The sequence below is a fragment of the Pseudovibrio sp. W74 genome (genome assembly GCF_001623085.1).
Classification (GTDB): Bacteria; Pseudomonadota; Alphaproteobacteria; order Rhizobiales; family Stappiaceae; genus Pseudovibrio.
The window spans coordinates 82,996-100,123 of record NZ_LMCJ01000017.1; the positions used below are offsets into that span (position 1 = coordinate 82,996).

Genomic DNA, 17,128 nt, shown 5'->3' on the forward strand with positions numbered 1-17,128 from the left:
CAGTCGTCGTTTACCGAGGCTTCGGTTTTGGCGCTGGGACGATCTTTGCTTCTTTGGGTGCGCGAACGAATGGCTCTCTGAAAGGTTCGTTGTCCGTCAGGATGAAGCGCAGCAGCAAGGTGCGCTGCAAGAATGAGCGGTTATCATCTGACATGAGGGACAGGACTGTCTCTCCAAAAGCGTTCATATGAACGCTCAGAGCTTCCATATTATCAATCTGATAACTGAAATCAGCGGTCAGGAGCGTTTTGCCTGTATGGAGATGGTCTGGCCGCAGGTTGGTGCCATCCAGCTGCCTGATGCGCATCCCAAGGCCTTCTGAGAGGTTGAATAAACGCTCCAGGATCAAAAGGTCGCCATTGGGAAGGAAGGCAGCATCCGTAACATCGTAGTTGCCTTGTTTTCCTATCCAGAATTTCCCCGGTCGCGGGCCTCCGATAATCCACGCTGGTCTGTTGTGCTTCAGAGATTTTCCGCGTTCGGCGATCGTTATGATCGCGCCGGAGAGTGGAGAATTGGGAGGGGCGACAGCAACAGATTCAAGGCTCTTGTTCTTTGCCAAACCTCGGATCTCTTTGGGAATCAACAGGTGCTTGGCGCGTTCTTCGCCTGTTTTCAGGTTAAGCGGGTATGTCATGATCCCGCCTTTTCCTTCATGACTGACGAAAATGCGAGGTGTGTTGGCTGAGCCGCCAATGCTCAGACCTTCTGTGTCAGCCCTGTAGGTGCGTTTGAGCTTTCTGCCCTTGCTATCCAGCAGGGTTGCGGTTTCTGCGCCCAGCAGCTTGAGAGGCTTTCCTCGGCTGGTCTGGGATAGTTCGCCGCGCAGCCAGTGGCCGCGATCTGAGATAGCAATGATGTCTGAGCCACTGTTGAGCGTCAGCAAGCCGGAATAGCCGCCGAAGCGACCGTTTGAGCTGCTTAGTTCCAGGCCACCAAGAAACATGAGGGGGCCGTATTGCTCTGCTCGGGTACCAGAGAACTTGAAGCGGTTGATTTCCTTGGAGCGGACTTTCATTTGCTGAAAGCCGCTCTGCTGTGCGGTGCTCTCGCTGAAAGGCAAAGAAGCAGCGACTGCGGTTGTTACCGCTGCCGCTGCTCCTGTTAGCAAAATGCGTCGTGTTAATTTCATCGGCGTCCGTGACGTCTACCGCGATCCTGGCCGCTGTTTTCATCAAACAAATCAGCAAGCTGATCAGTCATCGCGCCAGCCAGTTCTTCTGCATCCACGATTGTCACTGCACGTTTATAGTAGCGGGTCACGTCGTGGCCGATACCAATTGCGATCAACTCGACCGGCGATCTGTTTTCGATCTCAGCAATCACGCTGCGCAGATGTTTCTCCAGATAGTTGCCTGGGTTCACTGAAAGCGTGCAGTCATCTACTGGCGCACCATCGGAGATCATCATCAGGATGCGGCGACGTTCCGGACGTGCAAGCAAACGCTTGTGTGCCCAGTCTAAAGCCTCTCCGTCGATGTTTTCCTTAAGCAAGCCTTCGCGCATCATCAGGCCGAGATTGCGTTTGGCGCGGCGCCAAGGGGCATCTGCGGATTTGTAGATGATGTGGCGTAGATCGTTCAGACGTCCCGGATTAGACGGTTTGCCATCCTTGAGCCAAGCTTCACGAGATTGGCCGCCTTTCCACGCTTTGGTGGTAAATCCGAGGATCTCCACCTTCACGCCGCAACGCTCAAGTGTACGTGCCAGAATGTCGGCACATGTGGCTGCCACGGTGATCGGACGACCACGCATGGAGCCGGAATTGTCGATCACCAGAGTGACTACGGTATCGCGGAATTCGGTGTCGTTTTCCCATTTGAACGCAAGCGGCTGCAGTGGATCTATGACCACGCGATGGAGGCGGGCGCTGTCGATGATGCCTTCTTCCAGATCGAAGTCCCATGACCGGCTCTGCTGCGCCATCAGCTTACGCTGCAGGCGGTTGGCTAGTCGGGACACCGCACCAGACAGAGAGGCCAGCTGCTTATCGAGGAAGCCGCGGAGACGATCCAGCTCTTCTTGATCGCAGAGGTCTTCTGCTGCAATGATCTCGTCGAAAGCCTGTGTGAAGATGTGATAGGCATCAGCAGACGGCTGATTGCTGAAGGGATGGTCCCGGCGTTCCTGTTCACCCGGCTCTTCAGCCTGATCGGACATATCCTCTTCGGACATATCCTGCATCTCGCTGTCGACGCCTTCGGTTTCGCCGCTTTCCTGCTCTTCGCCGGAAAGCTCCATCTCTTCAGGCGCGCCCTCTTGTTCACCCTGATCTTCCTGCATGTCACCAGAGTTATCGGAGCGATCATCCTGGTCCTGCTGGCTTTCGTCGTTGTTCTCGTCGTCGTCCTCTGGTTCTTCTCCCAGCTCATCAGCCATATCAAGTGAGGTGAGAAGATCACGCATCTGCTTGGCGAACGCGATCTGGTCATCCATGCGGGTGACGAGTTTGTTCAGATCATGATCAGCTTTTTCTTCAACGAAAGGTCTCCAGAGATCCACCATGCGCTGTGCGCTTTTGGGGATCTCACGGCCCGTCAGACGTTCGCGTACCAACAAAGCGATGGCATCCTGCATCGGAGCTTCGTCTTTGGAGGTGACTTCCGCGAAGTTGGCTTTGAAGTAACGATCCTCAAGCATGGCGTCGATGTTGTCGCCAGCGCCCGGCATACGGACAGCGCCAAGGGCTTCAACGCGGGCTTGTTCGACCGAGTTGAAGATAGCGCGTGCGTTTTCGCCTTGAGGAATGTGCTTGGTGTGAACAGCTGGATCATGACAAGCAAGGCGCAGAGCCATGGAGTCGCCCAAACCGCGAGTAACGGCGACTTCTTCCTTTGTCATCGTGCGGGAAGGTTCCGGCAGACGGATGCGTCCGCTGGTCATTCCCGGTTTATCCGGTGAAAAAACAACCTCCAACTCAGGCTCGCCGGCGATGGCTCTGACTGTAGAGCCCATCGCTTGCTTGAATGGCTGGCTGGCAGGTTTGTTCTTGGCTGAGGAGTTGCTAGTACCTGCCATGTAACTCCCCTTAACTCATGACGATGTTTGCCGCTGATTCAGGAAGGTCTTCCCCGAAACAACGCTGGTAGAACTCAGAGACCAGCGCTTGCTCGGTATCGTCACACTTATTCAGGAAGGTCAGGCGGAATGAGAAACCGATATCGCCAAAGATTTCAGCGTTTTCTGACCATGTGATCACTGTACGTGGGCTCATCACAGTGGAGAGCTCGCCGTTCATGAAAGCGCTACGGGTCATGTCTGCAACACGAACCATCTTGGAAACGATAGAGCGACCTTCTGCACCACTGTAGTGTGGAGACTTCGCCAGAACGATCTCGACTTCGTTGTCGTGAGGCAGATAGTTTAGCGTGGTCACGATAGACCAGCGGTCCATCTGGCCCTGGTTGATCTGCTGCGTACCATGGTAGAGGCCGGATGTATCACCAAGACCGACGGTGTTCGCGGTTGCGAACAGGCGGAATGCCGGATGTGGATTGATCACGCGGTTCTGATCGAGGAGGGTCAAGCGCCCGGAAACCTCAAGAACACGCTGGATCACGAACATCACGTCTGGACGGCCTGCGTCGTACTCATCGAAGACAAGCGCGACATTGTTTTGAAGGGCCCAAGGAAGGATGCCGTCCTTGAACTCGGTGACGGTGTGACCGTCCTTCACAACGATTGCGTCTTTACCAACAAGGTCGATACGAGAGATGTGGCTGTCGAGGTTTACGCGCACACAAGGCCAGTTCAGGCGGGCTGCGACTTGCTCGATATGAGTCGATTTACCAGTACCGTGGTAGCCGGAGACCATCACACGGCGGTTCTTTGCAAAACCTGCCAAGATTGCGAGAGTTGTTGCGCGATCAAACAGATAGTCTGGATCGATATCAGGAACATGTTCGTTTGCTTCAGCGAAGGCTTGTACTTCCATGTCGCTGTCGATGCCAAATGTCTCACGTACAGAAATTGTTTCGGTCGGCAGGGTTTGAGCGGTTTGCATCGTATCTATCATTTTTCCTCCGCGGCCCCACGTCGAAATCGGGGTAATGAAAATCTAAAAAATTCTAAGAGATCCGGGAACTGGTCAAACGTATGACCTAGCAATAACCGGATTTCTTGAGCACGTTGTAGGCCTGAATAATCTCGCGCAAGCGGTCTTCCGAAGAGCGGTCGCCACCATTGGCATCAGGGTGATGAATCTTTACCAGCTCTTTATAGCGAGTTTTTATCTCGGCGCCACGGGCGGTTACCCGAAGGTTCAATGTTTCAAATGACCTTTTCTCAAGTGCCAGCACCTTACGTTGCGGTTCCTGAGGTTGGCTGCGTGCTCCGGTGGCGCCAGCGAAGATGTTGTGCGGGTCGTTGACGTCTTCGCCACCGATGTTTGTACGGCTTCCATCGCGGGCGTTTGCGGCGTCTGCCTGCGAGTTTACGCCCATTTTCCAGGTGGGGCGATGTCCTGTCATGCTATCGCGCTGGTAGCTGCGAACACTGTCATCGTCCATGCCGGAAAAATAATTATACGATTTGTTGTAGGCCTTTACGTGGTCTACGCAAAAATGAAAGTACTGGCCTTCCCGATCGCGACCTTTCGGTGCTTTATGGGTGCCGGGCTGGTCGCAACCGTCCCATTCGCACTTTGGGCCTTTTGAGCTTGTTGTGCGTTCTTTGCCGGGTTTTACGCGAATGCTGTCGAAAATGGAGGATGCTTGCTTCATTTTTCGGTTTTCAGTTGCCTTGCGATTGGGTTAGCACCTGCCATAAAGCAGGTAGCCGACATAAATAGAAAAAAGTGACCCTGTTAGGCAAGGCCTTGACGACGGTTTCCTACGTGAGAGATATAGAAAACATGAGCACAAGAGACATCATGATCACTAAACTGGAAGCCGCGTTTAAGCCGCAGCTTCTTGAAGTCACCGACGAATCCGAGAGTCACCGCGGTCACGGCGGCTGGCGCGAGGGTGGACAAACCCACTTCCGGATCAAGATCATATCCACAGCCTTTGAGGGTATGTCCCGCGTCGCTATGCATCGTGCAGTAAACGAATGCGTGGCTGAAGAGATCGCCGGAGGCATTCACGCGCTTGCCATTGAAGCCAAATCTCACACGTAATTGGTTCTTACAGTAATTGGTACATTGGCACAGCTAAATCAATGCGGCAAATGGCTAGTACGTTGCAGGCGCTCGTGTTTTACCCGTTTGCGTTGTTATGTGCGTTGATTTGAGCGTTTTACGATAATTTTGCGTTCTTTAAGGGACTGCAGAAAAGGAAATGGGCCCGGTTGGGCCCATTTTTATTTGCTGGCTTTTTTCGCATCCTGAAGCGGGCTGAGCGCCATCATGCGCAAGCGCGTGATGCGGTTCTTTTCCCGGCTCAGGACTGTGAAGCGGAAACCGTGGAAAGTGAAGATCTGACGTTCCTCGGGGATCATTTTTGCTTCGTGAATAACGAGACCTGCGATGGTTGTCGCTTCGTCGTCTGGCAGGTTCCAATCGGTCGCTCTGTTGAGGTCGCGAATCGGTACGGAGCCTTCGACGATCACGGAACCGTCTGCCTGTGGTTTGAGGCCGGGCAGTTCGATGTCGTGTTCGTCTGCGATTTCACCGACGATCTCTTCCAGAATGTCTTCCAGCGTGACGAGGCCCATCACTTCGCCGTACTCGTCTACCACGAGAGCGAAATGGGTTTTACGCTTCAGGAAGGCGTTGAGCTGGTTTTGAAGGCTGGTGGTGTCCGGTACGAACCAAAGCGGGCTCATGACCTTATCCAGCTCGAACTTCTCCATATCGCCTTTGAGGTTTGCGATTGCGCGCAGAACATCCTTGGCGTGGAGCAGGCCGACCATATTGTCGGGATCATCACGCCATAGCGGAATACGGGTGAACGGGCTGGCCAGCACTTCTTCCACCAGCTCTTCCGGTGGCAGGTCGGCATTGAGTGCGAACAGCTTGGTGCGATGAACCATCACGTCAGACACTTCAAGCTCAACCAGATCCAGCAGGCCGCCAATACGGTCTTTATCCGCTTTGATCAGGCCGCCTTCTTTATGCTGAAGGTCCAGTGTGCCGCGCAGCTCTTCGTGTGCTGACAGGACGGCTGTGGAGTCATCAATGCGAATGCCGAAGATGCGCAGGACGAGGCGTACAATTACCTCGATGGCGGCAACGATCGGTCCAAAGACAATCACCAGTACGCGAACAACAGGTGCAACGCTGAGTGCGAATTTTTCTGCGTTTGCGATCGCCCATGTTTTTGGCAGCACTTCAGAGAAGATCAGGACCAGAAGAGTCATGACCAGTGTTGCGTAGGCGACGCCTGCGTCTCCGAAGAGCTTCAGGAACAAGGATGTTGCGAGTGCAGAGGCCAGAATGTTGACAAGGTTATTGCCGAGCAGCAGTGCGCCGATGAGGCGCTCTCTGAACTCGATCAGTCTTGCAACAATTAGCGCTCTTTTATTACCGGATTTGACCAGCGCATGCATACGGGCGCGTGATGCTGCTGTCAGGGCAGTCTCCGACCCGGAAAAAAAGCCCGAAAGAACGAGCAAAATTACAATAGCGACAACGGAAGCCCAGAAAGCGTAGTCCGTCATTTGCCGAGTTTCTCCTCAAGAAACGCGCGGAGGGGTTCCGCGCTTACAGTTTTATCGACATAGGAAGTGCCGATGCCTTTTGTAAGGATAAAAGTGAGCTGACCACGACTTACTTTTTTGTCCTGTGCAATCAAGTCCATAAAAGTGCCGATTGGTGGCAGCTGGCCGGGGATCTGATCAATACGCGTTGGCAGGCCGACGGCTTCCAAATGCGTGATAACACGTTTGGTGTCTTCCGCCGGGCACAGGCCAAGCTGCTCAGAAAATTCATGGGCCAATACCATGCCGATGGAAACGCCTTCTCCGTGCACCAGTCGTTCAGTCTCATAGGCAACAGCACCTTCCAGCGAATGGCCGAAGGTGTGACCGAGATTGAGCAGTGCGCGGTTGCCGGATTCCAGCTCGTCTGCAGCAACAACAGCTGCTTTGGCGCGACAGGAATGGGCGACTGCGTGTTCTCGTTCAGGCCCGCCAGCGAAGATACCTTCCCAATTGGCTTCCAGCCATTCGAAGAAGTCCGGATCATTGATCAGGCCGTATTTGGCAACTTCTGCATAGCCAGCGCGGAAGTCACGCGGGCTGAGCGTATCCAGAACGGATGTATCTGCCAGTACCAAGGCAGGCTGATGGAACACACCGAGCAGGTTTTTGCCATGGCGGGAGTTGATGCCGGTTTTGCCGCCGACAGAACTGTCGACCTGAGCGAGTAGGGTGGTTGGGATCTGAACGAACTTCATGCCACGGCGAACGACACCAGAAACGAAACCGGAGAGATCACCAACAACGCCGCCACCTAAGGCAACAACAGCATCGCCGCGCTCGAGGCGCAGGGCGAGGATATCATCGCAGAGGCGCTCGAAGATTTCGAAGCGTTTGGTTTTTTCGCCTGCTGGCACAACAAGTGTGCTGAACTCAACACCTGCGGACTGGAAGCTTTCTTCCAGTGCCTTCAAATGGAGTTTCTTGACGGTCTCATCTGTGATGATGACTGTTTTGGCACCTGGGAGGCGGGTGGAGACTTCTTCTCCAGCGCGTTTGATCAGGTTGCGGCCAATGAGGATTGGATAGCTACGGTCGCCCAGATCGACATTGACGAGCGTGGCGTTATTTTCTTCTGTCACTTTCCAACCTCGTTATTTTCAGATGCCTCATCAGAGAGAGGCGGTAGTCCTTTTTCCAGAGCGATCAGGATTTCTTCCATAACTGCTTCATGGGTCACATCACGCGACCAGATTGCCATGTCCGCTTCTTCATAGATCGGATAGCGCTCATCCATCAGCTTTTGCATGGTTGCCTCAGGATCCGCAGTCTGCAGCAATGGCCGGGTAGGGCGCTTGCGCACGCGGGTCATGATGACAGACAGCTCAGCCTTCATCCAGATGGAGATGCCCTTTTCCTTGATGCGGGAGCGTGTCTCTTCATTGATGAAGGCACCGCCACCTGTTGCGAGGACTTGTGGTCCTTCGTCCAACAGGCGTGCAATGACACGCTTTTCACCTTGCCGGAAATAGCTTTCACCGTGTTCAGCGAATATCTCTGAGATAGAACGATCTGCTGCTTTTTCAATCTCTGAGTCTGCATCAATAAAATTGAGAGCGAGATATTGAGCCAAACGGCGACCTACTGTGGATTTGCCACAGCCCATAATGCCAACAAGTACAATTGGCTTAGTGCCGAGGCGCTTCAAAATATCTTGCTGTCGTTGACGTTTTTTGTCTGACTTTGTGTCGTTTGCAGTCACGCCACGCCCTCGCCGATTCATCTACTCTTACTTACGCTTTGACATTATCACACCTTGTCCTGTCAAGGTTCTAGACCAAGAGTGTTTGCCAGCATTTAACTGCTAATTTTCTACAGAAACCGTAGGTGCCCCTTCACAGGCCTGGAGGATATCGCAAAATACGCGGTACACTGGGTGCCTTCGGGTTGAACCTTCACAGTGAAACGGTCTATTTTTGATTGTGAAGTATACTGCTACACCCCACCATCTGCGGGTGATTTAGGGGTATCCAGATTTATACGGGAGCATCCGGTTCTGCCATGCCAACATTGATGCGATTGCTGTCTATCATAGGTTTGATCGTTACTGGCGCTGTGCTGAGCATGTATCTGCTTGTCAGCTACGTTGAGCCGGAGCCACGCGAAATTATCGTCGAAATCCAAAAGGAAGGCTTCGAATAGGCTTTTTATGCGTCGAACTCTTGAGACTGAACGCTTTTTTGAAATGTTAAGCGTTGAGCGCGTCAGTGCGTTCAATACGTTGGAAAGCTACCGAACTGACCTGGAAGATTTTGATAGTTTCCTGAGTACGCAAGGTGTGGATCTGCTTGCTGTGCAGGTCACGGATGTCCGTGCCTATCTCTCTGACCTTACTGACCGCGGGTTTGCGGCGTCCTCTCAGGCGCGGCGTCTTTCGGCTCTTCGGCAGTTCTACCAGTTCTGTTATGCCGAGGATATTCGCGACGATGATCCAACCCGAACCGTCGCTTCTCCGCGTAAAGCCTCAACTCTTCCCGGTGTGTTGAGTGAGGAAGAGGTGGATCGGCTGATCGGCAAGGCAGAACAGTTGGCTACTATCACGCATGATAGTGATGCAAAGCAGATCAGAGCTGCACGTGTCTATACATTGCTGGAAGTGCTTTATGCGACGGGCTTGCGTGTTTCCGAACTTGTTTCTCTGCCAGTGTCAGCAGCTATTCGTGACAGCCGTCTTATCACCGTGAAAGGGAAGGGCGGTAAGGAACGGGCTGTTCCACTGTCTCCTCGTTCACAGAAGGCCATGGTTGAGTATGTGCGGCTGCGTGCATCTTTAGGGGCTTATGCGGACAGTGTTTGGCTGTTTCCCTCTCACGGTGAGAGTGGTCACTTTACGCGTCAGGCATTTGGGCGAGACTTGAAGGCACTTGCGTTGGAGGCAGATATTGACCGCAACAAGGTTTCTCCGCACGTGCTCCGCCACGCCTTTGCTTCGCACCTGTTGCAAAATGGCGCTGACCTGCGTGTGGTGCAGCAGCTGCTGGGGCATGCGGACATCTCAACAACGCAGATTTATACCCATGTGCTGGAAGAGCGCCTGCAGAAGCTGGTGGAAGACCATCACCCGCTGGCGTGAGGTCGCAGAGAGCTCAAGACGCATGTGTGGCGTTGGGCAAAAGCGTTTAAATTTTGGGGAAGAGAAGAGTGGTGCCCCCGGCCAGACTCGAACTGGCACTTCCGAAGAAACCGGATTTTGAATCCGGCGCGTCTACCAGTTCCGCCACGGGGGCAACGGTTGGTAAGGGCGGAATATATCGAGATGGGGTGCGACGTCAATATTTTGATTCAGCTAACCACAGCATTTGTCAGCGTATACTTATATATATTTACGGGGGATAAGGGTGGTGAGGTCATATTTCCGGCCATAATCCTGTGATTGCTGCTGATGATTGAGGTAGGACTCCAGCGTGGGGCTGTTATTGAATGTTACCGCATTGCGAAATGAACCATATTCTTCGCTTGAATGAATGATTGTTTGGAGCATCGCTGACTTATGTTGCGTCGCCTTTATGACTGGACACTTTCCCTTGCTGCGGGACCACGTGCACCCCATGCGCTGAGCGCTGTCGCCTTTGTGGAAAGCTCTGTCTTTCCGCTTCCGCCTGACCTGCTTCTCATCCCGATGTGTGTGAGCAAACGTCGGCGAGCCTGGTTTTATGCCGCGCTGTGTACTGTGGCTTCTGTTCTGGGTGGTTTGCTGGGGTATCTCATTGGTGCCGTCTTGTTTGAGGAAGTGGCGAAACCGATCCTCGCGTTTTACGGTTACATGGATAAGTTTGACCAGTTTAAGCAAATCTTTGAGGACTGGGGCTGGTGGTTTGTGTTTATCGCTGGTTTGACGCCATTTCCGTACAAAGTAATAACTATTGCGAGTGGTGTTTTTGCTCTGAATCTCCCAGTATTCATTGCGGCGAGCATCGTCTCTCGTGGAATTCGGTTTTTTGCGGTCGCAGGGCTTTTGTACCTGTTTGGACCAGCAATTCGGGATTTCATCGAAAAGCGGCTGGGGCTGGTGTTCACTGTGTTTGTGGTGCTGCTGATTGGTGGTTTCGCTCTGATCAAGTTTCTTTAAAGCGGCTGTCGTTTCTTTGAGAATGGGACAGTTGCTTTAATCTGTTTTGTGGCGCGTGTTCTTTGGAGTGTTGGTTTGGAGCCTCGGGAATGCGCAGGAGAGGTTAACTGGAAATGCTAGGACGCTTTTTTGCGCTGCTTCTGAAAGATCCGCTCACCTCTGGTGCTGCGCTGGTGACACTGGGTAGTGCCACAGCGTTGGCGACCGCGTGGGGTTTTGAGCTTATTGGTGGTTTCAAGCCATGCCCGCTGTGTCTCATTCAGCGTAATCCGTACTACGCTGGTCTGGTGCTGGGTATTCTGGCGCTGATCTTTACCCGGACCGAGAAGCTGCGCTGGGTTTCTGTGCTGGCACTGCTGGGTGCGGCTGGTGGTTTTCTGTATGGCGGCGGTGTTGGCATCTATCAGGCTGGCGCAGAGTGGGAACTCTGGCTTGGCCCGAATGATTGTGCCGCTGGTGGCAGCATGGAGCTGGGATCTGCTTCCAACATGCTGCAGAGCCTTGCGACCACTAAGGTTGTGAGCTGCTCTGTTGCACAGTTCCGCATCTTCGGTCTGTCGTTTGCCGGATTGAACGCGATTTATGCGAGTGTGATGGTCTTCATTACGCTCTGTGGTCTGGTGCTTCCTCGTAAAAAATGAGGTTTCAGCGCTTCGTTTTGATATGAAAAAAGCCCGGGGCTCTACGCAGCTCCGGGCTTTTTTGTCGCTTGCAAAGAGAGGGGCTTAGCCTTCGTCTTTGTTGTAGCGCTCGATGCTTTCTACGATGAGACGCTTTGCTTCGTCCGCACCGTGAATGCCGGTGATCTTCACCCATTTGTTTGGCTCAAGATCTTTGTAGTGCTCGAAGAAGTGCTCAATCTGCTTGATGGTGATTTCAGGCAGGTCTTCGATGTTGTGTACGGATTCGTAACGACGGGTCAGCTTGCTGCTTGGGACAGCAATGATTTTCTCATCCTGACCGGACTCGTCTTCCATGACCAGAACGCCGATCGGACGGCAGCTCATGACGGCGCCTGGAACGATTGGGCGCTGGTTCACAACAACTACGTCGATTGGGTCGCCATCACCGCACAGGGTGTGTGGAACGAAGCCGTAGTTGCCTGGGTAACGCATAGGGGTGTAGAGGAAGCGATCGACGTACATTGCGCCGGATTCTTTTTCCATCTCGTATTTGATCGGCTCACCGCCAACTGGAACTTCAATAATGACATTGACGTCCTCAGGTGGGTTCTTACCGACAGGAATACGATCGATACGCATTTATGTATACTCCAATTTCATTTGCTGCCTGTATTACAGGGGCATCGGCGTGTTGCAAGATATATTTCGCAGTCGAGCTTGCGTAATTCGTTCAAGTAATTTCTGACGAATAACTCTGGGATAAGTGGGTGCTTAATGTTGAAGAATTTTCAGTTCCTCATTGTTGCCATGACCGGAATTTTTATGTGCACCACCGCTTTGGCCGAGAGTGTTTATTCCACGCTGGATTTAAACGAGACATGCGAGCTGCAAGACACCCCCGAAAATGCAGTGGGCTCTGCTGTGTGGATGTGTCAGGGGTATAACGGTATCCCTGTTTACGTGGCTGAGGGTGATTTGCGGTTCTTCGTCAGTTATGGCGAGCAGGCGCGCGATGAACCTGCGGCGACACAAGGCCTGAGTCCGTGGAACCGGCTTGGCTCCACTATTGAGTGGGTGCTGGAAGGTGGTGAGCCTGTGGCGACCATCTTGCGGTGGCATACGGACATTCCGGCGGATGTTGCGGGGGATGATAAAGCGGATGCGGACGGGTATTATCGCGGGCAGGTGCTGGTGATCACTCAGCTGGGACAAGGTAAGACTTGTCACGTCGGTTACGTGGATGCGCGTGCGACCAAGAATGCCAATAAGCTGGCGCGGGATGCTGCGGGGCTTTTGGCCGGAATATGGGATTGTACCAGCCAACCGAAACTACTTGGGGGTGGTGGCCTGTCCCTTGGTCTCACTGATTAAGAGCCAGCGGTTTATCGCAGCGATAAGTTGTAGGGGGAAGCGGTTCGGTTCTCCTTCAGCACTGTGACGAGTGGGTCAACGGGGGGTAGGGGTGAGAGTCTTCACCACAGCTCCACAGAACCGAACCTGCTTGGGCAACAACGATAATTTGGCTGGCATTCGTGGCTCCTCAATGACCCAATTGGGGCGAAATAGAGAAACTACTGTGACAATTTTAGCGTGTACTCTGAATTCTGACGGGGTCCTTTGCCGGGCAACAAAAGGAGGCTCCCTTGCGTTCTTTCAGGCTTTGCCGCAGGATGGACGGATTATGTGGTAAAATGGGGTTGTCGATGGCTTAGCGTGCGTCGCGGATTTTTAAATTCACGCTGCGTGCTCAATCAGATTGCCTCGGCGCATCCGCGATGCGAGAGCCGATATTCTGCTTTCTCCGGGATGCCCAGCCACAGGATCTGAACGCAGGAGGCCTTCATGAGTGAAGGGGATGATATTGCAATAGTGTCCGGGAGCGTTCGCTCTCTTGATGGTGGCGCCAACAGCGCAGCCGTTCAACAAAAACCGAACCTCCCGAAACCGATAGTTGCTTTTCATCGAACGGAACTCGATCAGATCCTCAGGCTGTACGGACGCATGGTCGCCAGCGGCGAGTGGCGTGATTACGCCATCGGCCATGGCACAGACAAGGCGATCTTCGCCATTTTCCGCCGTGCCAGTGAAATGCCGCTCTACCGTATTGAAAAAGACCCCAAACTTGCCCGCAAACAAGGCGCCTACTGCGTTGTTGGCACTGGCGGTGTGATCCTAAAACGCGGCCACGAGCTGGCCAACGTGCTCAAGGTGCTTGAGAAGAAGAAGCACCTGCGCGTGGTGGAGTGATTTGGCGGACGGTTGGTCCGCTACTGGATAGCTCTGATGAATTTCAGAATGATGCTTTGCTGATGTGAAGCGCGAAAGGCGTGAAGCGATGGGGTGGTCTCGAATTGCGTTGCTTCTCCTTGTCCTTGTGGATGTTATGGGGCAAGGGCTGATTTTTCCGATCGTCAATAGCCTTGTGATGGTGCCCGGCAGCACCTTTGTTCCCCTTGGAGATTCTCTTGCTATCCGGGAGATTGATTTCAGCCTCTTGACTGGAGCGTTCTACATCAGCTGGTTTTTTGGCGGCGCCTATATTTCCAAGCTTTCGGATTACATCGGGCGTAAGAAGGCCATCCTTATTTGCCTGTTTGGTGCCTTGTTCGGATATGGGCTGGCAGTTGTTGCGCTGCTTTGGTCAAATCTGGCTTTGCTGGTGCTTGCGCGTGCAATTACCGGGTTCGCGGCAGGCAATCAGCCAATCGCACAGGCCGCTCTTGTTGATCTTAGCACTACGAGTGCAGAGAGAAACCGGAATATGGGATACGTGACAGCAGCCATTGCCCTTGGCTTGATTATCGGGCCTCTGTTTGCGGGAACGCTCAGTGACCCGTCAATCATGGGCGGTTATGCTTCGCTTGAACTGCCCTTTTATGCAGCACTGATGCTGATCCTGATCAATATTGTTCTGATCATTATTTTCTTTGAGGAAACAAATCAGACACGCCGCAAAATAGATTTTGGCCTGTCAGAGGTCTTTCTCGTTCTTTGGCGGGCACATTCAAGGCCTACAATTTTGAAGCTGTGCGCTGTTTTCCTCTTTATAGAGGTCGGGCTGAGCGCCTTTTATATTTATCTCAATAACTACATGGTGTTGCGCTTTGGATTCGATACGCTTCAAAACAGCATTCTCCTGATCATTTTTGGATCGGTTCTGGCTCTTGTAAGTGCGCTTCTGGTAGGGCCAATATCCCAACGATTTTCTAAGGTGGCGACGATCGCTGTGAGTGTGACTGTGATGGGAGTTGGACTCCTGGCCTTTACTGTGAATGATGTGGCCTGGCTCTCCTATCTCCTGACAGTGCCAATTGTAGCGGCCTTTGCACTTACCCTGCCTCTCATGTTTTCCTTGTTCTCTGCTGCTGTTGATGAGAGTGAGCAAGGCTGGATCATGGGGATCACCATATCGAGCTCGACGGGAGGTCAGTTCCTGCTTGCTATTGCTGGTGCTTCTTTAATGACCGCTAACATTCATGGCGTGTTTATCGCGGGCATCGCCTGCTTTGCCATTGCCTTGGGGCTTATTTTCGTTCTGTGGCGCCAACCGGATATTCGAGCTTTGGATTAGGGATAGATGTTGGAATGGATTGAGAGGGAGGCGAGGACTGTGATGAGGATGTGGAAGACGGACAGTCTGAGAAACTGCCCGTCGTGGATTGAGTTCGTCTCTTAAGAGACCTGCTCCAGGGCTTCAGAGAAGGCCTGCCAAAGTTCCTCTACCGGCTCGCATCCCACGGACAAACGGATAAAGGCGGGATCTACTGCGTCTCCCCAGCGGGCGCGGCGTTCTGCTGAGCTGTGAACTCCGCCAAATGAGGTGGCAGGGCGCAAGAGGGAGCATGAATTGATGAACTGTTCAGCCTGGGATTCTGTTTCAAGCGTGAGAGAGATCAAGAACCCAAACCGTGATTGTTGTGCTTTGGCCAATGCGTGGGCTGGGTCCGTTTCCAAACCCGGAAAACGAATAGACTTTACGGCTGGATGATTTGCAAAACGCTCTGCGAGCAGAGCTGCGGACGTACACATGCGGTCATAGCGCACATCCAGCGTTTCGAGGCCTCGATGCAACAGCCATGCTTCTTGCGGGCCGGGGATGCAGCCGGAAAACTTTCGCCACTCTTCGACAGCTTTTAATATCTCAGTGTTTCGGCTGGCGACATGACCCATCAGGGCGTCGGAATGGCCTGCCATGGATTTAGTGTCTGAGGAGACGACAAGGTCTACACCAAAATCTAATGGTCGCTGACCAAGCGGTGTCAGGGTTGTGTTGTCACAGATTGTGATGCCACCTGCGGCGCGTACAGCAGAGGCTATTGCTCTCATATCCAGTAGATCGAGGCCGGGATTTGAAGGCGTTTCCAGAAACACAACGTTGAACCCATCAAAGCCGCCGGTGGTGAACTCAGCAGTGTCGCGCTCAACGACTTCAACACCGAACTTAGCCAGAAACTGGCTGGAGAGGATGCGGGTTACATAATACCCATCTGCCGGGACCAGTAGCCGATCTCCTGCTTTGAGCGTTGCGAAGAGGGCTGCTGAAATTGCCGCCATTCCAGAAGGAAAACATAGGCAAGGCGCTGCTTCGAGATGAGCGAGGGCATGTTCAAGCTGGGTCCATGTCGGGTTGCTAACACGACCATAATTTGGGAAGTCCTCCGGTAATCCTGGAAGATGGTACATTGAGCTTTGTACCAGAGGTAACGCAATTGGCTCACCCTTAGACAGGTTCTGACCGCGCAGATGCAGGAACTCGCCCATGTTTGGTGAAGTGCGTTGTGTCATGCGGAATCTCCCATTGGATCGTATCAGCGCGCGCTCCGCACTGAGATGTTGTTTATGCTGGCCTTTATGAGGGGGCTCAACGGTCATTACAGTGATGGTAATGTACGCGTAACGGAGATGTCTATCTTCCTATCAAATAGGAGAAAGTATCCTTTTGATGAGCAGCGTATTTTCAGCTTAACACATTACTTTTTGCATTAGAGGGCTCGCTTAAACACGAGGTGCTGAACGTTATGCCAAAGCGTTCTGCAGCCGTGTTGTAGCGATGAGTTTTGGCAGACGCCAGATGATTGGGAGGGAGATGAGGACTGCGATGAGGATGTAGTAGACGGGGGCGTAGTCTTTGCCGGTCTGGGTTACCAGATATGTGGCGACGATTGGGGTCGTGCCGCCGAAGAGGGCCATGCTTAGATTGTATCCGAGCGCGACAACGCTGCAGCGTAAGTGATCCGGCGCCATTAGGGTGAGGGCTGTGATGGAGAGCGCCCATCCGACTGTGCTTGTTAAGGTGAGACCGAACTGTCCAAGAAAAACGGATGTGATGTCCTCCTGGAGCATAAGCCACCAGCAAGGGCCCGCGAGGATGAAGGTTGCCAAAGCTCCAGCGAGAAAAGCTGGCCGCAACCCAAACCGGTCCGCAGCTAGTCCGCAAACCGGAATAAACAGAGCCATAACAATCAGGTTGAGTGTTGTGACATTGAGAGCCGTGGATGCGCCAAAGCCTGGCTCCGCGCTTAAATATGAGACCGCATAGACGTAAATTACAAAGTAAATCACAGCAGTTGGAATGAGCAGCAAAATCATTTGCCCGATCAAACCAGAATGATCCCGCAGGCTTTGCCAGACAGGTGATGAGTTATCTGCCGGGTCTTCGTCCAGCACTGTATCGGTGATGTTTCGCCTGATGACCGCGCTGAAGATTGCGACCAGCGTGCCGAAACCGAAAGCCAGACGCCATCCCCAATCCGCCATCTGTTCGGCTGAAAGAAGGAGGCTGATACCGGCTGGAACAGCC

At 53.1% G+C, this 17,128-nt stretch carries 18 protein-coding genes and 1 tRNA gene; 8 read left to right on the top strand and 11 right to left on the bottom strand.

Going from position 1 to position 17,128, the window contains the following annotated elements:
- Positions 1–10 precede the first annotated feature (10 nt).
- The 4 genes from PsW74_RS11680 to PsW74_RS11695 all read right to left on the bottom strand — a co-directional run bounded on the left by PsW74_RS11680 (position 11) and on the right by PsW74_RS11695 (position 4,721).
- A complete protein-coding gene (locus PsW74_RS11680; protein WP_063286076.1) occupies positions 11–1,132 on the bottom strand; it encodes an esterase-like activity of phytase family protein in 1,122 nt (373 codons plus the stop codon).
- Positions 1,129–3,018, bottom strand: a complete 1,890-nt coding sequence (cobT, locus tag PsW74_RS11685; protein WP_063286075.1) for a cobaltochelatase subunit CobT — start codon at positions 3,016–3,018, stop codon at positions 1,129–1,131. The genes PsW74_RS11680 and cobT overlap by 4 nt, the downstream gene beginning before the upstream one ends.
- 10 nt (positions 3,019–3,028) lie before the next feature.
- Positions 3,029–4,015, bottom strand: coding sequence for a cobaltochelatase subunit CobS (cobS, locus tag PsW74_RS11690; protein WP_063286074.1), 987 nt, complete (start codon positions 4,013–4,015; stop codon positions 3,029–3,031).
- Positions 4,016–4,100: 85 nt separating this feature from the next.
- Positions 4,101–4,721, bottom strand: coding sequence for a DnaJ domain-containing protein (locus PsW74_RS11695; protein WP_057463512.1), 621 nt, complete (start codon positions 4,719–4,721; stop codon positions 4,101–4,103).
- A 131-nt stretch (positions 4,722–4,852) separates the two neighbouring features.
- Between PsW74_RS11695 and PsW74_RS11700 the strand changes: the two genes are divergently transcribed.
- Entirely contained in the window at positions 4,853–5,116 is a 264-nt protein-coding gene (locus PsW74_RS11700) for a BolA family protein (RefSeq protein WP_057463511.1), read from the top strand.
- A 182-nt stretch (positions 5,117–5,298) separates the two neighbouring features.
- On the opposite strand, the gene PsW74_RS11705 is transcribed toward PsW74_RS11700, so the two are convergent.
- From PsW74_RS11705 to PsW74_RS11715, 3 genes are read right to left on the bottom strand one after another with little or no spacing between them, the layout of a single operon-like run.
- Complete coding sequence (locus PsW74_RS11705) at positions 5,299–6,597, bottom strand: HlyC/CorC family transporter (protein WP_057463510.1); 1,299 nt, start codon at positions 6,595–6,597, stop codon at positions 5,299–5,301.
- On the bottom strand, positions 6,594–7,718 hold the full coding sequence (gene aroB / locus PsW74_RS11710) for a 3-dehydroquinate synthase (protein ID WP_063286073.1): 1,125 nt from the start codon (positions 7,716–7,718) through the stop codon (positions 6,594–6,596). The genes PsW74_RS11705 and aroB overlap by 4 nt, the downstream gene beginning before the upstream one ends.
- Positions 7,715–8,338, bottom strand: coding sequence for a shikimate kinase (locus PsW74_RS11715; protein ID WP_057463564.1), 624 nt, complete (start codon positions 8,336–8,338; stop codon positions 7,715–7,717). The genes aroB and PsW74_RS11715 overlap by 4 nt, the downstream gene beginning before the upstream one ends.
- 299 nt (positions 8,339–8,637) lie before the next feature.
- Here PsW74_RS11715 and PsW74_RS28870 point away from each other — a divergent pair, with 299 nt between their 5' ends.
- A complete protein-coding gene (locus PsW74_RS28870; RefSeq protein WP_167550253.1) occupies positions 8,638–8,778 on the top strand; it encodes a hypothetical protein in 141 nt (46 codons plus the stop codon).
- Positions 8,779–8,785: 7 nt separating this feature from the next.
- Positions 8,786–9,709: a site-specific tyrosine recombinase XerD gene (locus PsW74_RS11720; RefSeq protein ID WP_057463508.1), complete on the top strand. Its 924-nt coding sequence runs from the start codon at positions 8,786–8,788 to the stop codon at positions 9,707–9,709.
- A gap of 69 nt (positions 9,710–9,778) precedes the next feature.
- Here the strand turns inward: PsW74_RS11720 and PsW74_RS11725 are convergent.
- Positions 9,779–9,863: transfer RNA gene (locus PsW74_RS11725), tRNA-Leu, on the bottom strand.
- 263 nt (positions 9,864–10,126) lie between these two features.
- Between PsW74_RS11725 and PsW74_RS11730 the strand changes: the two genes are divergently transcribed.
- Both PsW74_RS11730 and PsW74_RS11735 read left to right on the top strand, forming a co-directional pair.
- On the top strand, positions 10,127–10,705 hold the full coding sequence (locus PsW74_RS11730) for a VTT domain-containing protein (RefSeq protein ID WP_063286072.1): 579 nt from the start codon (positions 10,127–10,129) through the stop codon (positions 10,703–10,705).
- Positions 10,706–10,818: 113 nt separating this feature from the next.
- Positions 10,819–11,346, top strand: a complete 528-nt coding sequence (locus tag PsW74_RS11735) for a disulfide bond formation protein B (protein ID WP_063286071.1) — start codon at positions 10,819–10,821, stop codon at positions 11,344–11,346.
- Positions 11,347–11,430: 84 nt separating this feature from the next.
- On the opposite strand, the gene ppa is transcribed toward PsW74_RS11735, so the two are convergent.
- On the bottom strand, positions 11,431–11,967 hold the full coding sequence (gene ppa, locus PsW74_RS11740) for an inorganic diphosphatase (protein WP_063286070.1): 537 nt from the start codon (positions 11,965–11,967) through the stop codon (positions 11,431–11,433).
- Positions 11,968–12,102: 135 nt separating this feature from the next.
- Between ppa and PsW74_RS11745 the strand changes: the two genes are divergently transcribed.
- The 3 genes from PsW74_RS11745 to PsW74_RS11755 all read left to right on the top strand — a co-directional run bounded on the left by PsW74_RS11745 (position 12,103) and on the right by PsW74_RS11755 (position 14,899).
- Complete coding sequence (locus PsW74_RS11745) at positions 12,103–12,699, top strand: hypothetical protein (RefSeq protein WP_063286069.1); 597 nt, start codon at positions 12,103–12,105, stop codon at positions 12,697–12,699.
- Positions 12,700–13,170: 471 nt separating this feature from the next.
- The gene (locus PsW74_RS11750) at positions 13,171–13,575 is read left to right on the top strand and encodes a DUF2794 domain-containing protein (protein ID WP_063286068.1); all 405 of its coding nucleotides are present in this window, start codon (positions 13,171–13,173) and stop codon (positions 13,573–13,575) included.
- A gap of 88 nt (positions 13,576–13,663) precedes the next feature.
- Positions 13,664–14,899 (top strand): MFS transporter, encoded by a 1,236-nt coding sequence (locus PsW74_RS11755; RefSeq protein WP_063286437.1) that lies wholly within the window; start codon positions 13,664–13,666, stop codon positions 14,897–14,899.
- 101 nt (positions 14,900–15,000) lie between these two features.
- Here the strand turns inward: PsW74_RS11755 and PsW74_RS11760 are convergent, their stop codons facing one another.
- Positions 15,001–16,113, bottom strand: a complete 1,113-nt coding sequence (locus PsW74_RS11760) for a cystathionine gamma-lyase (RefSeq protein WP_063286067.1) — start codon at positions 16,111–16,113, stop codon at positions 15,001–15,003.
- 231 nt (positions 16,114–16,344) lie between these two features.
- A partial coding sequence (locus PsW74_RS29295) for an MFS transporter (protein ID WP_208987947.1) occupies positions 16,345–17,128 on the bottom strand: 784 nt, incomplete at its 5' end.

Coding starts and splice junctions, on each gene's coding strand:
- PsW74_RS11695 (WP_057463512.1), bottom strand. CDS start 4,721: ATGAAGCAAGCATCCTCCATTTTCGACAGCATTCGCGTAAAACCCGGC.
- PsW74_RS11760 (WP_063286067.1), bottom strand. CDS start 16,113: ATGACACAACGCACTTCACCAAACATGGGCGAGTTCCTGCATCTGCGC.
- PsW74_RS11720 (WP_057463508.1), top strand. CDS start 8,786: ATGCGTCGAACTCTTGAGACTGAACGCTTTTTTGAAATGTTAAGCGTT.
- PsW74_RS11700 (WP_057463511.1), top strand. CDS start 4,853: ATGAGCACAAGAGACATCATGATCACTAAACTGGAAGCCGCGTTTAAG.
- cobT (WP_063286075.1), bottom strand. CDS start 3,018: ATGGCAGGTACTAGCAACTCCTCAGCCAAGAACAAACCTGCCAGCCAG.
- ppa (WP_063286070.1), bottom strand. CDS start 11,967: ATGCGTATCGATCGTATTCCTGTCGGTAAGAACCCACCTGAGGACGTC.
- PsW74_RS11680 (WP_063286076.1), bottom strand. CDS start 1,132: ATGAAATTAACACGACGCATTTTGCTAACAGGAGCAGCGGCAGCGGTA.
- PsW74_RS11735 (WP_063286071.1), top strand. CDS start 10,819: ATGCTAGGACGCTTTTTTGCGCTGCTTCTGAAAGATCCGCTCACCTCT.
- PsW74_RS11750 (WP_063286068.1), top strand. CDS start 13,171: ATGAGTGAAGGGGATGATATTGCAATAGTGTCCGGGAGCGTTCGCTCT.
- cobS (WP_063286074.1), bottom strand. CDS start 4,015: ATGATAGATACGATGCAAACCGCTCAAACCCTGCCGACCGAAACAATT.
- PsW74_RS28870 (WP_167550253.1), top strand. CDS start 8,638: ATGCCAACATTGATGCGATTGCTGTCTATCATAGGTTTGATCGTTACT.
- PsW74_RS11705 (WP_057463510.1), bottom strand. CDS start 6,597: ATGACGGACTACGCTTTCTGGGCTTCCGTTGTCGCTATTGTAATTTTG.
- PsW74_RS11730 (WP_063286072.1), top strand. CDS start 10,127: ATGTTGCGTCGCCTTTATGACTGGACACTTTCCCTTGCTGCGGGACCA.
- PsW74_RS11745 (WP_063286069.1), top strand. CDS start 12,103: ATGTTGAAGAATTTTCAGTTCCTCATTGTTGCCATGACCGGAATTTTT.
- PsW74_RS11755 (WP_063286437.1), top strand. CDS start 13,664: ATGGGGTGGTCTCGAATTGCGTTGCTTCTCCTTGTCCTTGTGGATGTT.